The 24577-nt window shown below is 55.2% G+C and carries 20 protein-coding genes; 12 read left to right on the plus strand and 8 right to left on the minus strand.

All coding sequences use genetic code 11. The annotated features are described in order from the left end of the window. Window positions 1-96: 96 nt before the first annotated feature. The 4 genes from NW212_RS09350 (at window position 97) to NW212_RS09365 (ending at window position 4185) form a co-directional block, all read left to right on the plus strand. On the plus strand, window positions 97-1002 hold the full coding sequence (locus NW212_RS09350) for a DMT family transporter (protein WP_258338385.1): 906 nt from the start codon (window positions 97-99) through the stop codon (window positions 1000-1002). Continuing rightward, a complete protein-coding gene (locus NW212_RS09355) occupies window positions 990-2618 on the plus strand; it encodes an AAA family ATPase (RefSeq protein ID WP_258338386.1) in 1629 nt (542 codons plus the stop codon). The genes NW212_RS09350 and NW212_RS09355 overlap by 13 nt, the downstream gene beginning before the upstream one ends. Further along, the gene (locus NW212_RS09360; protein WP_258338387.1) at window positions 2542-3912 is read left to right on the plus strand and encodes a VWA domain-containing protein; all 1371 of its coding nucleotides are present in this window, start codon (window positions 2542-2544) and stop codon (window positions 3910-3912) included. The genes NW212_RS09355 and NW212_RS09360 overlap by 77 nt, the downstream gene beginning before the upstream one ends. Before the next feature lie 81 nt (window positions 3913-3993). Continuing rightward, entirely contained in the window at window positions 3994-4185 is a 192-nt protein-coding gene (locus tag NW212_RS09365; protein ID WP_258338388.1) for a hypothetical protein, read from the plus strand. A gap of 117 nt (window positions 4186-4302) precedes the next feature. Here the strand turns inward: NW212_RS09365 and NW212_RS09370 are convergent, their stop codons facing one another. Genes NW212_RS09370 through NW212_RS09380 form a run of 3 tightly spaced genes read right to left on the minus strand, consistent with a single transcriptional unit; the run spans window position 4303 to window position 5602 of the window. Further along, entirely contained in the window at window positions 4303-4854 is a 552-nt protein-coding gene (locus NW212_RS09370) for an NADH peroxidase (protein WP_258338389.1), read from the minus strand. Between the two features lie 53 nt (window positions 4855-4907). Then, on the minus strand, window positions 4908-5330 hold the full coding sequence (locus NW212_RS09375; RefSeq protein ID WP_258338441.1) for a Fur family transcriptional regulator: 423 nt from the start codon (window positions 5328-5330) through the stop codon (window positions 4908-4910). Between the two features lie 23 nt (window positions 5331-5353). Continuing rightward, window positions 5354-5602: a hypothetical protein gene (locus NW212_RS09380; RefSeq protein WP_258338390.1), complete on the minus strand. Its 249-nt coding sequence runs from the start codon at window positions 5600-5602 to the stop codon at window positions 5354-5356. A gap of 88 nt (window positions 5603-5690) precedes the next feature. Here NW212_RS09380 and NW212_RS09385 point away from each other — a divergent pair, with 88 nt between their 5' ends. From NW212_RS09385 to NW212_RS09395, 3 genes are read left to right on the plus strand one after another with little or no spacing between them, the layout of a single operon-like run. Then, window positions 5691-7628 carry an NAD(+) synthase gene (locus tag NW212_RS09385; RefSeq protein ID WP_258338391.1) on the plus strand — a complete coding sequence of 646 codons (1938 nt, stop codon included), beginning with the start codon at window positions 5691-5693 and terminating at the stop codon, window positions 7626-7628. Window positions 7629-7646: 18 nt separating this feature from the next. Then, window positions 7647-8336, plus strand: coding sequence for a DUF6250 domain-containing protein (locus tag NW212_RS09390; RefSeq protein ID WP_258338392.1), 690 nt, complete (start codon window positions 7647-7649; stop codon window positions 8334-8336). Between the two features lie 22 nt (window positions 8337-8358). Beyond that, window positions 8359-11346 carry a polysaccharide lyase family 8 super-sandwich domain-containing protein gene (locus NW212_RS09395; RefSeq protein ID WP_258338393.1) on the plus strand — a complete coding sequence of 996 codons (2988 nt, stop codon included), beginning with the start codon at window positions 8359-8361 and terminating at the stop codon, window positions 11344-11346. A gap of 25 nt (window positions 11347-11371) precedes the next feature. Here NW212_RS09395 and NW212_RS09400 read toward each other — a convergent pair whose 3' ends face one another. The 5 genes from NW212_RS09400 to NW212_RS09420 form a co-directional block, all read right to left on the minus strand. After that, complete coding sequence (locus NW212_RS09400; RefSeq protein ID WP_258338394.1) at window positions 11372-12319, minus strand: alpha/beta hydrolase; 948 nt, start codon at window positions 12317-12319, stop codon at window positions 11372-11374. Window positions 12320-12333: 14 nt separating this feature from the next. Further along, window positions 12334-13077, minus strand: a complete 744-nt coding sequence (locus tag NW212_RS09405; protein WP_258338395.1) for a shikimate dehydrogenase — start codon at window positions 13075-13077, stop codon at window positions 12334-12336. Window positions 13078-13136: 59 nt separating this feature from the next. Continuing rightward, window positions 13137-13877: a bifunctional demethylmenaquinone methyltransferase/2-methoxy-6-polyprenyl-1,4-benzoquinol methylase UbiE gene (gene ubiE, locus NW212_RS09410; RefSeq protein WP_258338396.1), complete on the minus strand. Its 741-nt coding sequence runs from the start codon at window positions 13875-13877 to the stop codon at window positions 13137-13139. Window positions 13878-13956: 79 nt separating this feature from the next. Further along, window positions 13957-14901 (minus strand): phosphoribosylaminoimidazolesuccinocarboxamide synthase, encoded by a 945-nt coding sequence (locus NW212_RS09415; protein WP_258338397.1) that lies wholly within the window; start codon window positions 14899-14901, stop codon window positions 13957-13959. Continuing rightward, window positions 14882-15886: a PhoH family protein gene (locus NW212_RS09420; RefSeq protein WP_258338398.1), complete on the minus strand. Its 1005-nt coding sequence runs from the start codon at window positions 15884-15886 to the stop codon at window positions 14882-14884. Before NW212_RS09420 ends, NW212_RS09415 begins: the two co-directional genes overlap by 20 nt. Window positions 15887-16309: 423 nt before the next feature. On the opposite strand from NW212_RS09420, the gene NW212_RS09425 reads away from it, so the two are divergent. The 5 genes from NW212_RS09425 to ilvD all read left to right on the plus strand — a co-directional run bounded on the left by NW212_RS09425 (window position 16310) and on the right by ilvD (window position 24570). Beyond that, window positions 16310-16462 carry a hypothetical protein gene (locus tag NW212_RS09425; RefSeq protein WP_258338399.1) on the plus strand — a complete coding sequence of 51 codons (153 nt, stop codon included), beginning with the start codon at window positions 16310-16312 and terminating at the stop codon, window positions 16460-16462. Continuing rightward, window positions 16459-18123 carry a M23 family metallopeptidase gene (locus tag NW212_RS09430; protein ID WP_258338400.1) on the plus strand — a complete coding sequence of 555 codons (1665 nt, stop codon included), beginning with the start codon at window positions 16459-16461 and terminating at the stop codon, window positions 18121-18123. The genes NW212_RS09425 and NW212_RS09430 overlap by 4 nt, the downstream gene beginning before the upstream one ends. Window positions 18124-18175: 52 nt before the next feature. Next, complete coding sequence (locus tag NW212_RS09435; RefSeq protein WP_375337980.1) at window positions 18176-19819, plus strand: C69 family dipeptidase; 1644 nt, start codon at window positions 18176-18178, stop codon at window positions 19817-19819. Window positions 19820-20463: 644 nt separating this feature from the next. Further along, window positions 20464-22206 carry a phospho-sugar mutase gene (locus NW212_RS09440; RefSeq protein WP_258338401.1) on the plus strand — a complete coding sequence of 581 codons (1743 nt, stop codon included), beginning with the start codon at window positions 20464-20466 and terminating at the stop codon, window positions 22204-22206. Window positions 22207-22761: 555 nt separating this feature from the next. After that, a complete protein-coding gene (gene ilvD / locus NW212_RS09445) occupies window positions 22762-24570 on the plus strand; it encodes a dihydroxy-acid dehydratase (protein WP_258338402.1) in 1809 nt (602 codons plus the stop codon). Window positions 24571-24577 lie beyond the last annotated feature (7 nt).

Raw genomic sequence — 24577 nt, forward strand, 5'->3', positions numbered from 1 at the left:
GCCGCTCGATTTTAGAATTAGACTTATCATTTGATAGAAAAAGGGCTGTATCAATCTGTATTTGGTGCAGCCCTTTAGTTTAAACTGTGTTAGGGTATGAAAGAAGCTTTTGTCAAACTTCATCTTTCTATTCTGATAGCCGGAGGAACGGGAATATTCGGAAGGCTGATCACTTTGAACGAGGCGCTGCTCGTGTGGTATCGGATGATGCTTGCCTCGCTGATGTTTGCGGTTTTGCTTGCCGTGTGGAAGAAGCTTCGCAAGGTGACGCTCCGCGATGTTCTGAAGATAGGCGGTGTGGGGCTGCTGCTTTCGGCGCACTGGCTTTTCTTTTACGGGAGCATCAAGGCCTCGAATGTTTCTATCGGCGTGGTATGCCTTTCGCTTATGAGCATTTTTACGGCCTTGTTCGAGCCGGCAATCAACCGCCACCGCATATCTGTGCGCGAGATTCTGTTCAGCCTGGTTGCGGTGATGGGAATTGTGCTGATATTTCATTTTGATACGCGCTACCGCTTGGGCATCTGCATGGGAGTGGTTTCATCCGCTTTGGCCTCTTTGTTCACCATTGTCAACAAGAAGGTTTCGGTGGGATATACCTCGAGCACCATGCTGCTTTATGAGATGGCAGGCGGATTTGTCGGCATATCGTGCGTGTTGCCCTTCTATCTGCATTATTTCCCGGTAGGGACGATTGTGCCCGAGATGAAGGATTTCGTTTATCTGTTTTGTCTTGCATCCGTCTGTACGGTTGTGCTTTACATCCTGCAGATTCAGGTGCTGAAGAAGGTTTCGGCCTTTACGGTCAATTTGAGCTACAATCTGGAGCCTATCTATAGCATCATCGGGGCTATGATTATTTTTCATGAAGCAAAGGATCTGGGCGCGAGCTTTTATTTCGGACTGGGACTGATTATCCTGTCTGTGGTGCTTCAGACGTGCAGTGTCCTGCTCCATCAAAAGAAGATGACTCCTTCAATTTATGTCAAATGGAAACGTTGAGAGTTCGTGTCCGGCAATTGCTGGAAGTATTGAATGAGCGGGTGTATGGAAAAGAGCATGTCATTGCCTTGTCTTTCTTATCGGCTATGGCGGGCGAGAGCATCTTTCTGTTCGGTCCTCCGGGCGTGGCGAAGAGTATGGTGGCGCGCCGGCTTAAACTGGCTTTCCGTCATGGCGCGGCTTTTGAATACCTGATGTCCCGTTTCAGTACTCCCGACGAGATTTTCGGTCCGGTGTCTATCTCCAGGCTGAAGGACCTGGACAAGTATGAGCGGGTAACAGAGGGCTATCTTCCGACGGCTGATGTAGTGTTTCTTGATGAAATATGGAAAGCGGGACCTGCCATTCAGAACGCTTTGCTGACAGTCATTAACGAGAAAGTCTACCGTAACGGAAACAATCTGCTCCGCATTCCATTGAAGGGACTGATAGCGGCTTCGAATGAACTTCCGGCACAGGGGCAGGGACTGGAGGCGTTGTATGACCGTTTCCTGATCCGTCTGCTTGTGGGAGGGGTGGAAGACGTGTCCGACTTCGACCGGATGGTTCTTTCTTCGGACGAGAGCGAGCCGGTTGTTCCGGAGGATCTGCCGGTAGACAGGGAAGAATATGCGGAATGGCAGCGGCGCATTTCGGAGATAAAGGTACATTATTCTGTATTGGAGGTTATCCATCTGCTGCGCGAGCAGATCGAAGAATACAACGGACGTATCGAGAATGATGCGTCGGGAGTGCCTTATCTGTATGTGTCCGACCGGCGGTGGAAAAAGCTGGTCAGGCTGATGCGGGCTTCTGCCTTTCTGAACGGATCGGATACGGTCCGTTTGTCCGACTGCCTGCTGCTGGCGCATTGCCTTTGGGGCGAGCCGGACCAGATTGACTGGGCTGCGGAGGCGGTGATGGCTTCGGTGAGGAAAAGCATGGAGGGATACATGCTGAATCTTGCGAGTGTGGGCCGTGAACTGGAGAATCTGAAAAGTGAGCTGGCTTCCGTTTCCGGTTTGAATGAAAGCCGTGATCCGGCTCTTCAGCTGGTCGACAATTTTTATTACCAGATAGAGAAAGCGCGCATTCCCGGGCGTCTGCTGCTGTTTGCCGATGATTATCAGAATCTGAACGACAGGGGCAGGCTGTTCTATATGCATAAGGACAAGTATAAAACGAACTGCTATATACTGAAGAAATACGATCCCTCGATGCGGAATAAAGTTCCCCAGTCGAAGATTTATTCTTTGCGCAGGGGATGCCGGTCGGTGCTTGTCAATGACTACGAATATCCTTTGTTGTGTGTGCCGGGAGGCGATGCGGTCCCCGTAAGCGGAGGGATTTCAGAAAAGGCTGTAGAGGAAAAGTTCATTCATCTGGACCGGATGCTTTCGAATGTGGAAGGCGGCTGCCGGGACCTGCTGGATGCGGAGCAGCAGTATTGCCAGGAGCACCTTTTCCTTTCCGCAAAAGAAAAAGAAAAGATGGTGCGGATGTTGCAGGCCCAGCAGGGAGCAGCCGGCCGCTACCGCAACGAGTTTGAAGAGTTGAAGCATGCCTACCGTAAAGAGAATCAGGAATATCCGTCTGAAAGACCTGAAGGCGGTCTATTTGGAGCGTCTTCGCGCTGAATGCTATGCGAAGCTTGAGGACTGCTTGCGCGAGCAGACCGTGTTTCCGCGCGAGCTGGAAGCGTATGTGTGGGATTATTATCAGAAGACATCGCCTTCCTTGCAGGAGTTCTACTCGCGCTATACTCCCGAGTGGGAGGTGTTTTATGAGAGCGAGCCGCTTTCTCCTTCCGCCATGCTGGATTTCATGAAGCGGATGAAGCCGGCATTTGCAAAGCGTTATCCGCTGTTTGAACTGGATATAGACTATTATATCGGGCGGATGGAGATGCTTCCTCAGGCAGGAAAAGAGCGGAAGGAATTGCAGGAGAGTTTTCTGGACAAGTGGCATCGTCTGCTGAACGCCAAGGAATACGACTACCAGTATCACCACATCGACGAGCTTTGCCGGGGCTTTATCCTGCTCGACAAGCGTTTCGGGCTGAAGACCGAGGCCAGCCAGCCGGGTTCCCGGATCAAGTGGCTGATGCTGAATCATCCCGAACTTTACCGCAGGATATTTCCTTACGAGCGGCAGATGGAAAAGAATGCCTCTATCCGCGAGCTGGTCCGTGTGCTTGGAAAGCGGAGTGCGGGGGAGCGCATGTCGTTTGATTCGCTCTCGGGCATATCGAAAGAAAGCCTGGTGCGCCATGCCGTGCAGAGCGATATTGAAGGAATAACCGTGGGGGATAACCTGAACAGCCTGCTTCCGGCAGAATATTGCTGCCTGTCGGACGAGAAGCTCCATCCGGTCTTTCTCCGGAAATATGTGGAAAAGCGCCTGCAGGTGTTCGATAGCCGTTCGGTGGCCGTTGACAGTTCGAGCCGTTCGGAGCGTCACCCCGTGAGCGGGCAAGGGCCTTTTATCGTTTGTGTCGACACCTCCGGTTCGATGGGGGGACGGAGAGAGATGCTTGCCAAGTCGGCGGTGCTTGCCATAGCCAGGCTTGTGGAAAAGACACACCGAAGATGCTATGTCATCAATTTTGCCGAAGAGGTGCAGACCCTGCTGGTGCGCGATTTCAGAACCGACCTTCCGATGCTGGCCGAGTTTCTTGCGCACAGCTTTGACGGAGGTACGGATATACGTCCGGCCGTCGGCGAGGCGTTGGTGATGCTTCGCAACCAGGGATGGAAGCGTTCGGACGTGGTGCTTATCTCCGACTTTGAGCTTCCTCCCGCCGATGATGCGCTTCTGGAGTCGGTGCGCAAGGCAAAACTGAGCGGCACTTCTTTCTATGCCCTGCTGTTTGGAACGCGCCCCGAACCGGATTATCTGAACTTCTGTGACAAGTATTGGGAAGTACGCTGACGCATCCTGTTTTTTCTTTGTGAGAATATCATTACTTTTGCCTGCTGAAATGTGTTGTATAACTGAAAAAAGAAAATGATTATGGCAAGAGGGTTGTTTTCACGCTCCAGCGTTTTGGGCGGATTGGTTGATCTGTGTGCGCTGGCTTGCATCTATATGCTGTGGAATCCGGAAAATACGGTGCTTACCGTGGCGTTCGTAATATGGGGGCTGGTTGTGGCCGTCGATCTGGTTCTCACCGTTTACCGGCTGGTGTTCCGCAGAAAGAAATAAGGAAGGCGGCGATTGCAAAAAAAGCGAAACGCAGGCCGGCGCTTCTTCCCGACGTATGCACATCGGTTTGTTTTCAGCGTCAGCCTGCGTTTTTTTCAGATGTCTGGCAGACAGTGATTATTTCTTGAAATATCTGTTGTACAGACCTTCGAAGCCTTTGCCGTGGCGAGCTTCGTCTTTAGCCATTTCGTGAACCGTATCGTGGATAGCATCCAGATTCAGCTGTTTTGCGCGGGTAGCGATACGCTTCTTGTCTTCGCAAGCTCCGCATTCAGCGTTCATGCGCTTTTCCAGGTTGGTTTTGGTGTCCCATACGCAGTCGCCCAGCAGTTCGGCGAATTTTGAAGCGTGTTCAGCTTCTTCCCAAGCATAGCGTTTGAAAGCTTCAGCAATTTCGGGATAGCCTTCGCGGTCGGCCTGACGGCTCATGGCCAGATACATTCCTACTTCAGTGCATTCGCCCATGAAGTGGTTGTTCAGGTCCTTGATCATTTCTTCATCGCAGCCTTTGGCAACGCCGATGACATGTTCGTCAGCGAAAGTCAGTCCGCCGGCGGTTTCTTCCATTTCCTTGAACTTAGATGCCGGAGCCTTGCAGAGCGGACACTTTTCAGGAGCTGTTTCACCTTCGTAGATGTAACCACATACAGTACAGATAAATTTTTTCATACGTCTAAAAGTTTAAGTTATTAGTTTATGTTGCAGTTAGTTAAAACTCAAAATCAGTTTTTCTTGCTCTTCTGTTTCGCGCATTCCGGACAGATTCCTTTGTAGTAGTAGTGGACTTCTTCAACCACATATCCTTCTTCGCCCAGCTTGTCTGTGTCGGTGAGCTCTTCTTTCAGCGGCATGTCGAAAATCTTTCCGCAGCTTCTGCACAGGAAGTGTGCGTGCAGGCTTGTGTTTCCGTCAAAGCAGGCATTGCGCTCGTCAATCGTCAGCATCTTTGCGGCTCCGTGTTCTACAAACAGCTTCAGGGTGTTGTAGACCGTAGTCTTTGAAAGAGTCGGAATCTCTTTGCACAGTGCCATATAAATCTCATCGATACACGGATGCGTTTCATGCTTGAGCAAATAGTCCATAATTGCAATGCGTTGTACGGATGGCTTGATATTGTAATTAAGCAGGTATTCGTAAACGTTCATCTCTTCTTTCAATTATGTAATTGTTACAATTCTAATTCGATGGCAAATGTATAAAGATTTTTTATATTGGCAAAGCCTTGCCTGCTTTTTTTGATTTTTTTACTTTCTTTCTTGCTTTCTTCCTTTGCCGGATATGGCTGGAGGAGGTGTTGAAAATGACGTGTAATCTTGATGAAGATGACGGCTTGTTTTGATGAGGATGATGGGAAAGACTGATGAAGATGACGGGTCATTTTTTTGCCGGAATCAGACGGCATCATTTGTCTTTGCATGCGGGCGCCTTCGGGCGGACGAAAAAAGGGCGAACTTTGCTCCTGTTGTCTGAATATTGCTTATTTTTGTGCATTAAAAGATGTAGATATGAAATATGGTTTTGTAAAGGTTGCGGCAGCCGTTCCCTCTGTAAAGGTTGCTGACTGCAAGTTCAATGCGCAGGAAATAGAGAAGCAGATCGTGATTGCCGACGGCAAGGGCGTGCAGATTGTGGTGTTTCCGGAACTTTCGCTGACGGGCTACTCGTGCGCCGATCTGTTTGCCCAGTCCCTGCTGCTCGAGCAGGCTGAGTTCGCTCTGATGCAGGTGATGAACAACACGCGCCAGCTCGACATCATTTCCATTGTCGGCATGCCCGTAACGGCCGGGCCGGTGCTTATGAACTGTGCCGTGGTGTTTCAGAAGGGCAAGATACTGGGTGTGGTTCCGAAGACTTATCTTCCCAACTATAAAGAGTTTTACGAGCAGCGATGGTTTGCCTCTGCTTCCACGCTTCCGGACAATGCGACGGTCCGTCTGTGCGGCCAGCTTGTTCCGCTCACCGCGAACATTCTTTTCGACACGTCCGACACATGCTTCGGCGTGGAGATTTGCGAGGATGTATGGGCGCCCATACCGCCCAGTTCCGGACTGGCTCTGAAGGGAGCCGAGATCATCTTCAACCTGTCGGCCGATACGGAGAATATCAGCAAGCACGCTTATCTCCGCTCTTTGCTCGCCCAGCAGTCGGCGCGATGCCTGGCGGGATATGTGTTTGCCTCTTCGGGTTTCGGAGAGTCTACAACCGATGTGGTGTTTGCCGGAAACGGTCTGATTTATGAAAACGGCAACCTGCTGGCGGCTTCCGAGCGTTTCTCGTTCGAGGAGCAGCTGGTGGTGAGCGAGATTGATGTGGAGCGTCTGCGCGGGGAGCGTCTGGTAAACACCACTTTTGCCGCCAGTGTCCGGGCAAACGCTTCCGGCCAGCCTCTGAGGGTGTCGGCCGAACTGGTGGCTTCGCGCGAGCTGACATTGAGCCGGAGCGTCGACCCGCATCCGTTTGTTCCGTCGGGGAGCAGGCAGCTTGACGAGCGCTGCGAGGAAATATTCTCCATACAGGTGGCAGGCCTTGCCAAGCGTCTGGTGCATACCGGCTGCAAGAACGTGGTGGTGGGCATTTCCGGCGGACTGGATTCTACGCTGGCCCTGCTGGTGTGCGTGAAAACCTTCGACAAGCTGGGCTTGCCGCGCAAGGGGATTACGGGCATCACGATGCCGGGATTCGGAACAACCGACCGCACCTATAACAATGCGCTTTCGCTGATGGCTTCGCTGCAGGTCACGGCAAAGGAGATAAGCATCAAGGATGCCTGCATCCAGCATTTCCAGGATATCGGGCAAGACATGTCGGTGCACGACGTGACCTACGAAAACGGCCAGGCGCGCGAACGCACGCAGGTGCTGATGGACTATGCGAACAAGATCGGGGCGCTGGTTATCGGTACGGGCGACCTTTCGGAGCTGGCTCTCGGATGGGCCACCTACAACGGCGACCACATGTCGATGTACGGGGTGAACGCCAGCATCCCCAAGACGCTGGTGCGCTACCTGGTGGGATGGGTGGCGCAGACCGGCGTGGACACGCTTTCGCGCAACACCCTGCTCGACATCATCGACACGCCCATCAGTCCGGAACTGATTCCGGCGGACGAGAACGGAAACATCAGGCAGAAGACCGAAGACCTGGTAGGGCCGTATGAGCTGCATGACTTCTTCCTGTATCATTTCCTCCGTTTCGGCGCGCGTCCGGCAAAGATCTATTACCTGGCCGAGATTGCTTTCCGAAACACATACGACAGTACAACCATCAAGAAATGGCTGACCATCTTCTTCCGACGCTTCTTCTCTCAGCAGTTCAAGCGTTCGTGCCTGCCCGACGGCCCGAAGGTGGGTTCCGTGTCGCTCAGCCCCCGCGGCGACTGGCGTATGCCGAGCGATGCGAGTGCGGCTTTGTGGATGAAGGAGTGCGAAGAGTTGCAGGGGTAGCAAGTAAAAGTCATGGGGATGAAAAAGAATCTGATAAGAAATCTTGCGGGAGTTCTGGCGTTGTGCTGCCCGGCGGCGTGCCTCCATGCGCAGCAGGTTTCGCTGAAGTATTGGAAGGCCGAGGATCATTCCGGGCAGATGAGCATTGAGGTGGCGGGCGATACGCTGGACATCGTTTCGCCGAAAGGGGTGACCTTGTGGTATACGCCCCGTCTGACCGGACATTACGAGATTGCGTATCGTGCGTGTGTGCTGATGCAGGGAGGGGCTTGCGACCGGCTGAGTGACCTGAATTGTTTCTGGGGAGCCAACGACCCTCTGCATCCCGGCGACCTTTATGCGCGGGCAGGATGGAGGATGGGAATCTTCCAGCGGTACAAGTCGCTCACGCTGATGTATGTGGGCTATGGGGGAAACCATAACTCAACGACCCGTTTCCGCGAATATTTCGGACAGGGCATGGATACGAAGGATGATGTGACCCGTCCCGTCATTAAGGAGTATACCGACGAAGCCCACCTGCTGAAGCCCAACCGCTGGATGAATATCCGCATCCGTGTGGAGGAAGGGGTTACGACGTATAGCGTGGACGGGGAAGAACTTTTCCGCTATGCCGTGAAGGAAGGCCAGTGTGACGGAAACTTCGGCCTCCGTCTGCTGGAAAACCATGTGCAGGTGACCGGTTTCCGAGTAAAAAAGATTGACTGAGGGCTGTAGAATGGCTGACACCATGAAAAGAATGCATTTGCTTTTTGGAACAAGTTTGATTTGCCTGCTTTGTCTGTTGCCCGCAGGTCTGTACGCGGCTCAGGAAAAGGTGCTGGCAAGTTACTTTGACATACCGGTTGATAGCCCGGAAGGGACGGAAGTGACCGGACGCATCCATCTGGAGAGGAACAAGGACGTGCATACGATGCCGGTTCCCGAAGGCTATCACTTTGAGATTCTCCGCCAGCCGGAAGAGGCGCTGTTCCGCATCGAAACCCGGTATGACCTGTCAAAGCGCATGATGGGAGTATTGGAGGTGGATAAAGGGAAAAGCACTCCTTCCACCCCCCGGAACTATCGGATGATTGTAGCCCTGAAAGACGGGGACAGGCAGTTGGAGAAGTTTGATGTAAACGTGCGCATCGTAAAGCAGACATTGTGGAGTCTGCTTTATGAACGCTATCTTCCGAAGACGCTCAGAAACCCCCGTATGTACGGCAACAAGAAATGTACGGATGCAGAGATTGGGGGCATGATTGAAGAGGTGGAGCGCAATGGAGGAAAGTTCGAGGGCTTCCGTTCGTACGGCACGAAACCGCAGGATTTTGACGGGAGAAATACAATCGAGCACGACTGGACATTCATCGCCAGCAAGATCGGGCAGATGGGCTATGCCTATGCCGCATCGGAGGTATATGGCCCGGAAGGCCGGACGGACAAGCGCGAGCGGTTGAAGAATGCCTTGTATAAGGCTATTCTCGCATATACGAGGTCGGTTCCCGTGGAGGGGGATGACGTGATGATTGACGGGAAGCCCATCGGCGACTGTACGGGCGACGGGTTCAGCCTGCTGGAGGCGGACGGAATCATCGGGCGTCAGGTTCCTACGCACCAGTGGACAATGACCGACCCGCTGGTTGTTCCGGCCTTGCATCTGATGCCCGGTCTGCTTGAGGGCATGAAGAAGGGGGATGAAACCTGCCTGCAGGTGCATGATGCGCTGGTGCGTTATTTCCAGATATTCATGTCCGTGATCAAGAGCCGGCGGGCCATCGACAATCCCGACGAGCGCTGGGGGGAAATCCGCGACACGCTCTATTCTTCCGGAGCCTGGGCGGATGCCAATCTCGGGCACCGTTCGCGCACCATGCTGGCCCTTCCGCTTATCTGGGCCGACTATAACCGTCCGATGACATACGTGCAATATTGGTACGAGGACTTTTACGGAGGAAAGCCTTTCGAGGGGTTCAGCTTCCAGCCGGGATGGAGCCCGCACGGTGTGGTGTCTGACGTAAGCTACTGGATGACGAAATATAACATCCCCGCGCACCGCTACGCCCAGTCCGGCTTCCAGCCCGACGGTACGGTGTCGCATCATATCGGGCACGGTACGGATGCGGCCATGGTGGCATACGGCTTTGAGTGGCTTACGGAGTGTTCGGAAGGCTATGCCTGTTTCAGGGACACGCCGTTCAAGATTGCGGACAAGCACTATCAGTTCCAGCTCGACCGCCTGCTGGAGGTGTATCCCAAGTTGTTCTACAAGCAGCGGATGGATTTTCTGGTGGCAGGCCGCTCTTTTTTGCATGATATGCGGCGTTTTGTGCTGAAGACTTATCCGAACGCCGTCCGCAGCCTGTTCAGGGCACGCAGCAGGGATACCCGGCTGGAGAGGGCGGAAGAACTGGAGGAGGTTTGCCGGAGGCTCAAGGAAAACACTTACGAGCATTCCGGTACGCACGCTTATTGGGTGAACGAGTTTCTGGTGCACCGCCGCGGAGAGAATGAGCCGTCTTTCTATGCCTCCCTCAAGCTGAAGTCCGAGCGTACCGTGGGTGCGGAGGATTTTGACCGCAAGGTCCGTCATTCCTGGCACATGGGATATGGAATCCTTCCGGTGAAGGTGGACGGCGACGAGTATTCGGACAAGGTGCTGAAGAACTTCGACTGGCACGCCTTGCCCGGTCTGACCGAGGAGTGGCGCACCGATCCTTTTCCGCTGGAGGGAGGTTCGCAGGCATCTCTCCCCGGGAGGAACAAGATTGCCGGCGTATTGGCAGACGGTGTGGCCGGCATGGGCATTTACCGGCACTTGCCCGCAGAAGGCTATAGTTCCGCTTCCGCATTTAAGACGTACCATTTCATCGGCGGCAAGATTATCTCCATGGCCAGCGGAATCGCCCGCGAAAGGGAAGGCCGGCACGAGGATATCGCGACGTTCATTGACCAGTCGGACTTGCGCGGCACGCTTACGTGGTATGCGGACGGAGAGCGGCATGAAATCGCTCCGGATGAATCGGTGAATATAGCCGAACCTGTCGAGGGCGTATGCTGGCTGCATCAGGGCAAGAAGGGATATGTGCTGCTTCCGGAAGGAAAATTGCAGCTGCTGATAAAGACCGGAAAGGAAATCAATGCAACCGACCCCCGGGAGGCGGGAGGAAAACCAAACTTCATCATAGCCATCGGCCACGGATCGGTGCCGGGAGAGGAATGGAGCGACGCTTGCCGCTATATCCAGCTTCCGAACGTCAGTGCGGAAGAAATGCCGGAAAAAGTTGAGGCTTTGCTGGGCAGTCTGGAACTCGTGCAGAAGCCGAAGTCGGCCCATGCGGCCTATTCCGCTGATGAGAAAACCTGGCAATACGCTTTCTTCCGCCCGGACGAGATTGAAGCCGGAGGGGTGAAGGTCGTATCAGACGATGTAGCCGAGATTATGCTGCGTGATACGGGGGACGGATGGGTGCTGTCCGTCGGCAATCCCATGCCCGACGGAAAGAAGCAGACGCTGAGCTTCACGTTGTCCCTTGCCTTGAACCCCGGAGTTTACGCATATCCCGTGCCGGGCATGAATCCTTATGAGGGAGAAACGGTTGCGGTGGCATCGGAAGGCGCACGAAGCAGGGTTACGGTAGAGCTTCCCGACATCAGGGATGCCGCGCGTTACGGCTGCCAGTCGGATTTGTACTCCGCCGTTCCCGTTGTGGTGAGGATTCCCAAGGCTTTCTGAGGAGGCATGTAATCCGGGGGAGGAGTTACCGGATGTATTTCCCCACAAACTCCTTCACCCTCCGTGTATATTCTTCCGGACGGTTGCGGTATGCCTCTGCATGTTCCGTGTCCGGAACGATCCATAGCTCCTTGGGCTGGGGCTTGGCCTCGTAGAGCGGATAGACCATCCATGTGGGCACGTAGTCATCGTCTGCCCCGTGGATGAAGAGCATCGGCTTCGTGCACTTCGCCACCTGCTTCAGTGCTGAGGCCTCGCGGAAGTTCCATCCGTACTTCATGCCGCAGAGCCAGCTCGCGGTGTGGAGCAGAGGGAAGGGAGGGAGCCCGAACTGCGTCTTCAGCTCCTTGCTGAACTCGTCCCATACGCTCGTATAGCCGCAGTCGTCTACAAAGCAGCGCACATAGCCGGGGAGGTCTTCGCCCGACACCATCATCGTTGTGGCTCCTCCCATGGATATGCCGTGTACCGCCATCCGGAGCGAATCGCCGAAGAGAGCCGGAGCCGCGCCGATCCATTGCATCACGTCCAGCCGGTCGAGCCAGCCCATCTGGATGGCCTCGCCCCCGCTCTGTCCCGCATGGCGCAGGTCGGGCATCAGGATGTTGTATCCGAGCGAATGGTTGTACATGTATCCGATGTGGAGCATGTCGGTGGCACGGTTTCCGTATCCGTGAATCACCAGCGCCGTGTTTCCCGTCGGACGGGCGGCATACGCATAGAACGCGTGGAGAGCCGTTCCGTCGGGAGCCGTGACGAACGTGTCTTTCAGTGCTTTGTGCCTTTGCAGGCTGTCTGCCCACGTAGTGATGGCGGGATAGTCCTTGCAGGTTTCGGCGATGGCTTCGCGCACGCTGCGTTCCGGCCTGTCGGGGCGGAGAGCATAGTCAATCAGATACATCCCCCCTCCGATGGAGGCGGCCATGAGAGCCAGCAGCGCGATGCCGGCTCCCGCCAGCAGTTTCTTTTTCATGCGGACCCTCCCTTTCATTCGTTCCAGATATCCCACGACGCGAAAGCCTGGAGCAGAAGCATCTCAAGCCCGTTCTTCACGATAGCCCCCTGGTCGCTTCCCTTTTTCATGAAAAGCGTGGTGTCGGGGTTGTAGAGCAGGTCGTAGAGCAGATGCTGGGGAGTGAGCAGGGTGTAGGGAATCTGCGGGCACTTGTCGGCCTGGGGATACATCCCTACCGGGGTGCAGTTGACGATAACCTTGTAGTCGCTCATTATCTGGGGAGTGATTTCCTCGTAGGTGACGGTGTTTCCGTTGTGCTTGCTGCGCGAAACGAAGAGCGTTTTGAGCCCCAGCTGCTCCAGTCCCTGGCGGATGGCCTTCGAGGAGCCTCCGGTTCCCAGAATCAGCGCGCCCTTGTGGTAGGGCTCCAGGAGCGGCTCGATGGAGCGCGTGAAGCCGATGATGTCTGAGTTGTATCCCGCCAGCTTCACCTTTCCCTTTGTCCGGTCGATTTTTATCACGTTGACCGCTCCGATTGCGGCGGCCGTATCGTCCAGCCTGTCGAGATAAGAGATTACCTTTTCCTTGTAGGGTATGGTTACGTTCAGCCCTTCCAGGTTCGGGTTTTCGGCGATCACCTTGGGGAGCTCGTCGATGGAGGGGATTTCAAAGTTCACGTATTCGGCGTCGATGTTTTCTGAATGGAACTTCTCGTTGAAGAAGTTTTTAGAGAAGGAGTGGCCGAGAGGATATCCTATTAAACCGTATTTTTTCATGAGTAACCAGTCATAATTAGTTTGTTGTAATGCGTCTGTTTGGGAACCGCGTCCGTGTTTCATTTGGTGGCGAAATAGAGCGTGCATATTCCCATTGTGAGCCGTTTGAAGCTCACCTGGCCGAATCCTGCCCGCAGCATGATTTCCTGCATCACCTCGCCTTGCGGGAATGCCTTGATGGATTGCGGCAGGTAGGTGTAGGCGCTCCGGTCTTTCGAGAGGAGTTTTCCCAGTGTCGGGATCACGGCCTTCGAGTAGACAGAGTAGAGCTGCTTCATGGGGAAGCGTTCGGGGGTGGAAAGCTCGAGGATCACCAGGTGTCCGCCCGGAGCGAGCACCCGGCGCATTTCCCTGAGCCCGCGGTCGAGGTCTTCAAAGTTTCTCACCCCGAAGGCCACGGTGATGGCATCGAAGCGGTTGTCGGGGAATGAGAGTGCCGTGCAGTCTTCTTTGGCGAACGAGATCTGGCGGTCGAGCCCCATCTGCTTCACCTTTTCGCGCCCCACGTTCATCATGCCTTCCGAGATGTCCGTGCCCACCAGTTCTTCGGGGTCGAGCATCCGGCAGGCCTTGATTGCGAAATCTCCCGTTCCGGTGGCCACGTCCATGATGCGCCGCGGGCGGAAAGGCTTGAGCAGGTTGATGGCTTTCTTCCGCCAGCTCTTGTCGATGCCCCACGAGAGCAGGTGGTTCAGGTTGTCGTAGGCGGGAGCGATGTGGTCGAACATCTTTTCCACCTGTTCCTTCTTGCTCCCGTTCTTGTCGTAAGGCTTGATGTTTTCTTGAGGATAGTGAGGCATGTTGCAGTTGATGGTTGATGGGTGACAGCCGGCAGTTGGCGTTTTTGTCAACTGTCAGCTGTAAGACTGTAAGTGTTTTTTATTTCAGATAATCCGTCACGTTCTTTTCGATCCGTCCGTTCAGGCTGTCCGTATCCCCTTTCACGAAAGTTTCTCCCGTGAGGTGTTCGTACAGCTCGATATAGCGGTCGCTGATTGACTTCACGATTTCCGGGGTCATTTCGGGCACCTTCTGTCCCTCTTTTCCCTGGAATCCGTTTTCCATCAGCCATTCGCGCACGAACTCCTTCGAGAGCTGGCGCTGCGGCTCTCCGTTTTCGAAGCGTTCCTGGTATCCCTCCGAATAGAAGTAGCGGCTTGAGTCGGGCGTATGGATTTCGTCCATCAGATAGATTTCTCCGTTGTGCTTTCCGAACTCATACTTAGTGTCCACGAGGATCAGTCCGCGTTCGGCGGCGATTTCCGTTCCGCGCTCAAACAGAGCCAGGGTGTATTTCTCGAGGATTTCGTATTCTTCGGGAGTGGCCAGCCCTTTGGCCAGGATTTCCTCCTTCGAGATGTCCTCGTCGTGCAGGCCCATTTCGGCCTTCGTGGTAGGGGTGATGATGGGGCGGGGGAACTTTTCGTTCTCGCGCATTCCTTCGGGCAGGCTCACGCCGCATATTTCGCGCACTCCGCTCTTGTATGCCCGCCATGCGCTTCCGCACAGGTATCCGCGCACGATCATTTCAACGGGGAATCCCTTGCACAGCACGCCCACCGTCACCATCGGGTCGGGAGTGGCGAGCTTCCAGTTGGGGCAGATGTCGGCGGTGGCGTCGAGAAACTTGGCCGCTATCTGGTTGAGCATCTGTCCCTTGTAGGGGATGCCTTCGGGGAGCACCACGTCGAATGCCGAGATGCGGTCGGTTGCCACCATTACCAGTTTTTCGTCGTTGATGTTGTACACATCGCGCACTTTCCCGTGGTACACGCTTTTCTGACCCGGAAAGTGATAGTCTGTCTTAGTCAATGCTTTGCTCATTTCTCTTCTTGTTTAAATTGTTGGATGAATCGGTTTTTTCCTTTCTTGTCTTTTCTTCGAACTTCTCGTAGGCTTCCACGATGCGCGTCACCAGCTTGTGGCGCACGATGTCCTTCTTCGTAAGCTCCACGAAGCTGATTCCCTTCACGTCTTTCAGGATCTTCATGGCCTGCACCAGTCCGGACATCTGCGACGGGGGGAGGTCGATCTGCGTCATGTCGCCCGTCACGATCATCTTCGTGTTCATTCCCATGCGCGTGAGGAACATCTTGATCTGCTGGGCGGTGGTGTTCTGCGCCTCGTCGAGGATAACCACCGCGTCGTTCAGCGTGCGTCCGCGCATGAAGGCGAGCGGGGCTATCTGGATGATGTTCAGCTCCATGTATTCCTTCAGCTTCACGGGCGGGATCATGTCCTGCAGCGCGTCGTAGAGCGGCTGCAGGTAGGGGTCGATTTTCTCTTTCATGTCGCCCGGAAGGAATCCCAGCTTCTCGCCGGCCTCCACCGCGGGCCGGCTCAGTATGATTTTCTTGATCTCCTTGTTCTTGAGGGCGCGCACGGCCAGGGCGATGGCGGTGTACGTCTTTCCCGAGCCGGCCGGACCGATGGCGAATATCATGTCGTTCTTCTCGAACTCGCGCACCAGCTTCAGCTGGTTTTCGCTCCGTGGCGTGATCGGCTTTCCCGTCACGCTGAACACGATGGCGTCGCCCGTCTTCTCTATCTTGGGCATGTTTCCGCTCACGATGTCAAGTATCGCCTCCTCGTTCAGCGAGTTGTAGGTGGCGCAGTGCTTTTCGAGCGCGGTTATCGCGTCTTCGAAGGCGCACATGGCCTCCTCATCTCCCATCACCTTGATGACGTTTCCCCTCGCCACGATTCTCAGTTTGGGAAACAGCGCCTTGATCATCTGCATGTTTGCGTTGTTCACCCCATAGAATATGACGGGGTCAATCTCTTCCAGTACGATATGTTTTTCTATCATTCAGTCAAAATTCGGATTATGCTTGTGTTTCGTTTATTTTCCGCAAATTTAATCATAACTTTTTGATTGTGGCGAAACGGGGGGCATTTTATTTTGGAATGGAGGATTGTTTATCTTTTTATAGACAGAATGGACACTTGCTTGACTTCTCTATAAATTAGGTGCTTGTTTTTGTATTCAGAAACGCAGATTAACGCGGATTTTCGCAGATGATTGTGCTGGTTGTCTGCGTTAATCTGTGAAAATCTGTGTTTAATAATATCATTTAATTTGCACACTTGCTTATTTAGTATGAAAACTTTAGCCAGAATGATGCTTTGCGTTTGCGCAAGTGCCTTTCCTTTCATATTCTTTCCGCAAAATCACCTTAAAGTTGGGATTTTGTGCTATCTTTGCCGGTATAATCTTGAAAAAAAGACATGTATGGGAACTGTTGCTTTGGAGGCATTGCAGAACGAAGTGATACGCGAGGTTCTGAATGTGCGCGATATAAGCGTGTTGAAGAAAGTGAAGAAAATGCTTCTCCCGGAAGGAGGGGCGGATGCCGTGGCCGAGGAAGTACTTGAAGGACTATGATGCGCAAACTTGCACTGGCGCTTGCGCTCTTCTCCGCATTGTGCGGACGGGCGCAGCAGCATACGGCCGAAAACTGTTTCACTTCGCCCTTCGACTTCCCCCTGCTGCTGAGCGCGAACTTCGGGGAGCTGAGGCCGAACCATTTCCATAACGGAATCGACATCAAGACGCAGGGCGTGACGGGCAAGCCCGTGCGGTGCGTGGCCGCCGGGTATGTGGCGCGCGTGGCAGTGCTCCACGGGGGATACGGGCAGGTGGTCTACGTGAACCACCCCAACGGGCTGACCTCCGTATACGGGCATGTCATCTCGTTCGCCCCTGCCATACAGCAGGCGGTGCGCGCATACCAGTATGCCCACGAAACGTTCGTGTGCGACCTGACGTTCGCGCCCGGAGAGCTTCCCGTGAGGCAGGGAGAGGTCATCGCCCTGAGCGGAAACGAGGGAGCCTCGGCGGGCCCCCACCTGCACCTGGAGCTCCGGCGCACCGCGACAAACGAATACATCGACCCCATGCCCTATTTCAAACGTTATCTCAAGGATACGAAAGCGCCCGTGGCGAGCCTGGTCGGATTCTATCCGGTGTCCGGCCAGGGGGTGGTCGACGGGTCTGCCGCGAAGAAGCTGGTGCCCGTGTCAAGGCTCGGGACTCCGGTCACGGCTTGGGGGAAAATCTATACGGGCATCAGCGCAAAAGACTATATGGACGGAACGTCAAACTTCTACGGGGTGCATTCGGTCACCCTCTATGTGGACTCGGCGGAGGTGTTCCGCTCGGTCACCGATGCCGTCATGCCCGACGAGAACCGGATGATCAACGCCTTTACCGACTTTGAGGAGCTGAGCCGCACGCGCCGGCTGGTCATGCGCTCGTACAAGTCGCCCGGAAACCGCCTGCGCCTGCTCCATACGGACGGAAACCGCGGCGTTGTGGACATCTGCGAGGAACGCGACTACCGCTTCCGCTATGTGCTGGAAGACAACTTCGGAAACCGCCGCACGTACAGCTTCACGGTGCGGGGCAGGAAGCAGGAGATACCCGCGCGGGAAGAGCGCAGGGGGCAGACCCTCTGCTGGAACCGGACGAACGTGGTGCAGCGTCCCGGCCTGGAGCTGGTGGTGCCGAAATACAATCTCTATGACGACGTGAAGCTCCGCGCCGGAATCTGCGGCGACAGCGCCGGAATCTCCTTCGACTATGTGCTCGACGCCGGATACACGCCCCTGCACGCCTGGTGCCCCCTGTCGATAGGCATGCGCTGCCTTCCGGTGGCCGACACCGCGAAGTACTACGTGGTGCAGAAGTGGGGCAGGAGGCGCGCCCCGATGGGCGGGAAATACGAAAACGGATGGATGAAGACCAGGGTGCGCTCGCTGGGCACCTTTGCCGTGGCGCTCGACACGGTGGCGCCGCGCATCGTCCCCCTGGGGCAGGAAGGCTGGAGGGCGTCGCGCAACATCCGCTTCCGGGTGAGCGACGCCGGGTCCGGGATCGCTTCCTATAAAGTGTACGTCGACGGAAAGTTCGTGCTCTTCGCGCTGAAGAAGGGCGTACTGGTCATCCAGGACAAGGAGCGGGTGAAGCGCGGAGAGGCGCACAAGGTGGAGGCGGTGGTGACCGACTGCTGCGGAAACGTGGGGCGCTGGGAGTGCTCGTTCTGACAAGAAACGGAAATCAAAAAAACGCATATAAATGAGAAAAATGATGATGGGAATGAAAAAACTGATGGCCGCGGCTCTGATGCTGGCGGCAGGAGTGGCGAGCGGATGGGCTTGCACCAACTTTATTGTCGGCAAGAAGGCATCGGCCGACGGGTCGGTAATCGTGTCGTATTCGGCCGATTCATACGGAATGTACGGCTTCCTGTGCCATTATCCCGCGGCGGCACATGCCGGAGGCGAGATGCGCGACATCTACGAGTGGGACACCGGAAAGTATCTGGGGCAGATCAGGGAGGCGAAGCAGACATACAACGTGATCGGAAACATCAACGAGTTTCAGGTGACTATCGGCGAAACAACCTTCGGCGGACGCCCCGAGCTGGCCGACACTGCCGGCGTGATGGACTACGGAAGCCTCATCTACGTGGCCCTGCAGCGCTCGCGCACCGCAAAGGAGGCCATCAAGGTGATGACCGACCTCGTGAAGGAATACGGATACTACAGCAGCGGCGAGTCGTTCTCCGTGGCCGACCCCAACGAGGCCTGGATCCTCGAAATGATAGGAAAGGGGCCCGGCGTGAGGGGAGCCGTATGGGTGGCCGTGCGCGTTCCTGACGACTGCATCGCCGCGCACGCCAACCAGAGCCGCATACACCGCTTCGACATGGACGACAAGGAAAACTGCCTCTACTCGCCCGACGTGATCTCGTTCGCCCGCGAGAAGGGATACTTCAGCGGAAAGAACGAAGACTTCAGCTTTGCCGACGCCTACTGCCCGCTCGACTTCAGCGGCCTGCGCGCCTGCGAAGCACGCGTGTGGAGCTTCTACAACATGTTCAGCCGCACGACCGGACAGGCATGGCTCCCCTACATCCAGGGCGAGGGAGGAGAGCCGCTCCCGCTCTACGTGAAGCCCGACCGCAAGGTGTCGGTGCGCGACATCCAGCAGGCCATGCGCGACCACTACGAGGGCACTCCGCTCGACATCACCGGCGACATGGGAGCGGGATGCTTCAACACGCCCTACCGCCTGTCGCCCCTCACCTTCAAGGTCGACGGCCAGGAGTACTTCAACGAACGCCCCATATCCACCCAGCAGAGCGGATTCGTCTTCGTTTCGCAGATGCGCTCGAAACTCCCCGATGCGGTGGGAGGAGTGCTGTGGTTCGGGCTCGACGACGCGAACATGACCGTGTTCACCCCCGTATACTGCCAGACCGACAAGGTGCCCGTCCCCTACAGGCAGGGCAACGGCGACTGCGTGACCTTCTCGTGGGATTCGGGATTCTGGATCTACAACTGGGTGGCCGGCATGGTACGCCCCCGCTACAGCCTCATGGAGGGCGACATGCGCGCCGTGCAGAACACGCTGGAGGATACGTTTGCCGACGCGCAGAAGGGCATCGAAAGCACGGCCCTCGAGCTATGGCAGCAGGACCCGAAGAAGGCCCGCGAGTTTCTCTCCGCCTACACCTCGATGACGGCGCAGACGGCCGTAGACAGCTGGAAAAGGCTGGGCGAGTTCCTCATCGTGCGCTACAACGACGGGGTGGTGAAGCGCATGAAGGACGGGCAGATACAGCGTCCGGCCACGGGAAACACCGCGCCCCTCGACCGTCCGGGATACTCCGAGGACTTCCTCAGGCAGCTGGTGAAGGAAACGGGCGACCGCTACAGGGTGAAAGCGCTGAAGTGATGTCAAAGACCTCCGCCGGAAGGACTTGTCCGCTCAGATTCATGGTTCCGGGCGGACAGGTTCCGCATTTTTCGCGGCAGAAGAGAAATCTCTGCCGTGATTTTTTTTCTCTGCACAGTTCTGAATACCTGGGGCGAAAGTAGCGGGAATCTGCGGAACGGAGTTTGCAGACGTGCCCGGACGCGCAGAAACGTGCAGAAATTTGCAAAAATGTGCAGAAACGTGCAGAAACATGCAGGAATGTGCATGAAAAGCGTGCGTGCCGCCCCTCTTCTTCCTTACAGCCTTACAGTCTTACGGATTACAGTTTGCTTTTCTGAGATAAAGCTCCCTTTCATCAGCAAAAATATTAGTAAATAATTTTATAATATATATTATATATAAATATATTTATATATAATATATATTATAATATCTATATTCCATCGGATACAGACGAATATCAGCTTTTTGTAATACTGTAATCTGTAAGTCTGTAAGGGCGTAAGGCTTTTTTGCGGAAGCGGCGCCGGGGGCACCGGTGGCGGCCGTTTCCCGGCAGGCCGAAAAAAAATCGTCCGGCTATAGGATTTCTCGAATAAAATTCTTATTTTTGTCTTCGCATAGACTGAATACCGGAAAACTAAAAAATAGCAACAGAAATCATGGAAAACGAAGAATTGATCAAGCAATGCACGGAAAAAGCCCAGTCGTGGCTTACTCCGGCTTATGATGCGGAAACACAGGCAGAAGTGAAGCGCATGCTGGAAAACCCCGACAAGACAGAACTCATCGACGCGTTCTACAAGGACCTGGAGTTCGGCACGGGAGGCCTGAGAGGCATCATGGGAGCAGGGTCGAACCGCATGAACATCTATACCGTGGGAGCCGCCACGCAGGGGCTTGCCAACTACCTGAACAAATGCTTCGCCGGCAAGGAAGGCATCTCGGTGGTGGTAGGGCATGACTGCCGCAACAACAGCCGCAAGTTCGCCGAAATCTCGGCCGACATCTTCTCGGCAAACGGCATCAAGGTGTATCTGTTCGACGACATGCGCCCCACTCCCGAAATGTCTTTCGCCATCCGTCATCTGGGATGCCAGAGCGGAATCAACATCACCGCCTCGCACAACCCGAAAGAATACAACGGATACAAGGCCTACTGGGACGACGGGGCGCAGGTGCTCGCTCCGCATGACACGGGCATCATCGAGGAGGTGAACAAGGTGAAGGTGGACGGCATCAGATTTGAGGGCAACAAGAGCCTGATCCAGATCGTGGGCAAGGACATCGACGACGAATACCTGAAAGAGGTTCACTCCATCTCGATCGACCCCGAAGTCATCAGACGCCAGAAAGACCTGAGCATCGTATACACCCCGCTCCACGGCACGGGCATGATGCTCATCCCCCAGTCGCTCAAGCTCTGGGGATTCGAGAACGTGCACTGCGTGCCCGAGCAGATGGTGAAGAGCGGCGACTTCCCCACCGTGGTTTCGCCGAACCCCGAAAACGCGGAGGCGCTGACGCTGGCCATCAAGCTGGCGAAGGAAATCGACGCCGACATCGTGATGGCTTCCGACCCCGACGCCGACCGCGTGGGAATGGCATGCAAGGACAGCAAGGGCGAATGGGTGCTCATCAACGGCAACCAGACCTGCCTGATCTTCCTCTACTACATCATCAAGAACCGCATCGCCACCGGCAAGATGAAGGGCAACGAGTTTATCGTGAAGACCATCGTGACCACCGAACTCATCAAGGCTGTGGCCGACAAGAACCATATCAAGATGATCGACTGCTATACGGGATTCAAGTGGATAGCCCGCGAAATCCGCCTGCGCGAAGGCAAGGAGCAGTATATCGGAGGAGGCGAAGAAAGCTACGGATTCCTGGCCGAAGACTTCGTGCGCGACAAGGACGCCGTTTCAGCCTGCTCGCTGCTGGCCGAAATCTGCGCATGGGCGAAAGACCAGGGCAAGACGCTGTATGACGTGCTGATGGAAATCTATGTGGAATACGGATTCTCGAAAGAAGTCACCGTAAACGTGGTGAAGCCGGGAAAGACCGGAGCCGACGAAATCAAGGCGATGATGGACAACTTCCGCTCGTGCCCGCCGAAAGAGCTGGGAGGCTCGGAAGTGGTGCTGGTGAAAGACTACAAGACGCTGAAGGCTACCGACAGCCAGGGCAACGTCAGCGCGCTCGACATGCCCGAAACGTCGAACGTGCTCCAGTTCTTCACCGCCGACGGCACGAAGGTTTCCGTGCGCCCGTCGGGAACAGAGCCCAAAATCAAGTTCTACATGGAAATCAAGGGCGAAATGCAGTGCCCCAAATGCTATGCCGGAGCAACTGCTGACGCGATGGAAAAGATTGAGGCCGTGAAGAAGTCGCTGGGAATCTGACACCGGAAAAGAATTTTCTTGCATATTTGGCCGCCGTATGCCCTGAAAAGGTGTACGGCGGCTGTTTTTTTCGTTTATATCAGTAAAAAGGGCGGAAAAAAGGTCCGGGTGTGAAGGGGAGCATGGAAGGAGGCGTGCCGGAATAAGCGGATGCTGAGAACCCGTTTATGCAAAGCCTGTCTGTCCGGAAACGCAGGCTAACGCGGATTTTCGCAGATGATTTATGCGCGGCTCGGAAAACGGCATCTGATAAACTGACAATAAAACACACTTGTTTCTTACGAATAATAATTTATTTGAAAAAAAAGTGTCATTTTATTTGTTTGTTTCAAAAAAGCCTTTACCTTTGCAAGTGTAAAACAACCGAAAAAAGAAACAGAATGAAAGCAATTCATACACTGATTGTCCTGGCAGTCCTGCACATTATTCGCGTCGTGGTCGTCGAACCAAGAGGTGAGGGAGCTTCATGTATGTAGTTGCTTGCAGTGATATTGTACGAAAGCCTTTCTCACCCGAATGATGAGAGAGGCTTTTTAATTGAAAAACAGAAGGAAAATGAAACACCAGTTACGCAGCTCGATGAGTACCGAAGGCCGGCGGATGGCCGGAGCACGCGCCTTGTGGAAGGCCAACGGCATGAAAGAAGAAATGATGGGAAGGCCCATTATAGCCATAGTCAACTCGTTCACCCAGTTTGTGCCGGGGCATACGCACCTGCACGCAATCGGCCAGCAGGTGAAGGCGGAAATTGAAAGGCTGGGATGCTTTGCCGCAGAGTTCAACACGATAGCCATTGACGACGGAATCGCCATGGGACACGACGGGATGCTGTATTCGCTCCCCTCGCGCGACCTGATAGCAGACAGCGTGGAGTATATGGTCAACGCGCACAAGGCAGACGCAATGGTCTGCATCTCGAACTGCGACAAGATAACTCCCGGGATGCTGATGGCCGCCATGCGCCTGAACATCCCCGCCGTGTTCGTGTCGGGAGGGCCGATGGAAGCCGGCGAATGGAAGGGGCAGCACCTCGACCTGATCGACGCGATGATCAAGTCGGCCGACCCTACGGTGAGCGATGAGGAGGTGTTCCAGATCGAGCGCCGCGCCTGTCCCGGATGCGGAAGCTGCTCGGGAATGTTCACGGCAAACTCGATGAACTGCCTGAACGAGGCCATCGGACTTGCCCTGCCGGGAAACGGAACCGTGGTGGCCACACACGCCAACCGCAGCCGCCTGTTCAAGGACGCGGCCGAACTGATCGTGAAGAACGCCTGCAAATACTACGGGGAGGGCGACGAGAGCGTGCTTCCGCGGAGCATAGCCACACGCGAGGCGTTTCTGAACGCCATGACGCTCGACATCGCCATGGGAGGCTCTACCAACACCGTGCTCCATCTGCTGGCAATCGCCCACGAAGGCGGGGTGGACTTCCGCATGGACGACATCGACATGCTGTCGCGCCGCGTGCCCTGCCTCTGCAAGGTGGCTCCCAATACTCAGAAATACCACATACAGGACGTGAACCGTGCGGGGGGAATCATGAACATCCTCGCGGAGCTGGCAAAGGGAGGGCTGCTCGACACTTCGGCGAAGCGCGTAGACGGAATGACGCTGGCCGAGGCCATCGCAAAATACGACATCTGCAAGCCGGCCTCTGAAATCGACCCCGAAGCCAGGCGCATCTACTCGAGCGCGCCCGGAGGAAAGTTCAGCACCGAGATGGGCTCCCAGCAGAACGAATACAAGGAATTCGACACAGACCGTGAGGCCGGATGCATCCGCGACCTGAAGCATGCCTATTCGGCCGACGGAGGCCTGGCCGTGCTGAAAGGAAACATCGCGCAGGACGGATGCGTGGTGAAGACCGCCGGAGTGGACGAGAGCATCTGGAAGTTCTCAGGCCCCGCCAAGGTGTTCGACTCGCAGGAAGCGGCCTGCGAAGGCATACTCGGAGGCAAGGTGAAGAGCGGCGACGTGGTGGTCATCACCCACGAAGGCCCTAAGGGAGGGCCCGGAATGCAGGAGATGCTTTATCCCACCTCCTACATCAAGTCGAAGCACCTGGGCAAGGAATGCGCCCTCATCACCGACGGGCGTTTCAGCGGAGGCACGTCGGGACTGAGCATCGGACACATCTCGCCCGAAGCCGCGGCCGGAGGAAACATCGGAAAAATCGTTGACGGCGACATCATTGATATAGACATCCCCAACCGCTCGATCAGCGTGAGGCTGACCGACGAGGAGCTGGCCGCAAGGCCCATGGCGCCTCTCACGCGCAGCCGGAAGGTGTCGAAGGCGCTCAAGGCTTACGCAAGCATGGTCAGCTCGGCCGACAAGGGGGGAGTCAGGATTGTTGAATGATAAAATC

Source organism: Bacteroides sp. ET225, from assembly GCF_024733745.1.
In the GTDB taxonomy this organism is placed as follows: Bacteria; Bacteroidota; Bacteroidia; order Bacteroidales; family Bacteroidaceae; genus Phocaeicola; species Phocaeicola excrementipullorum.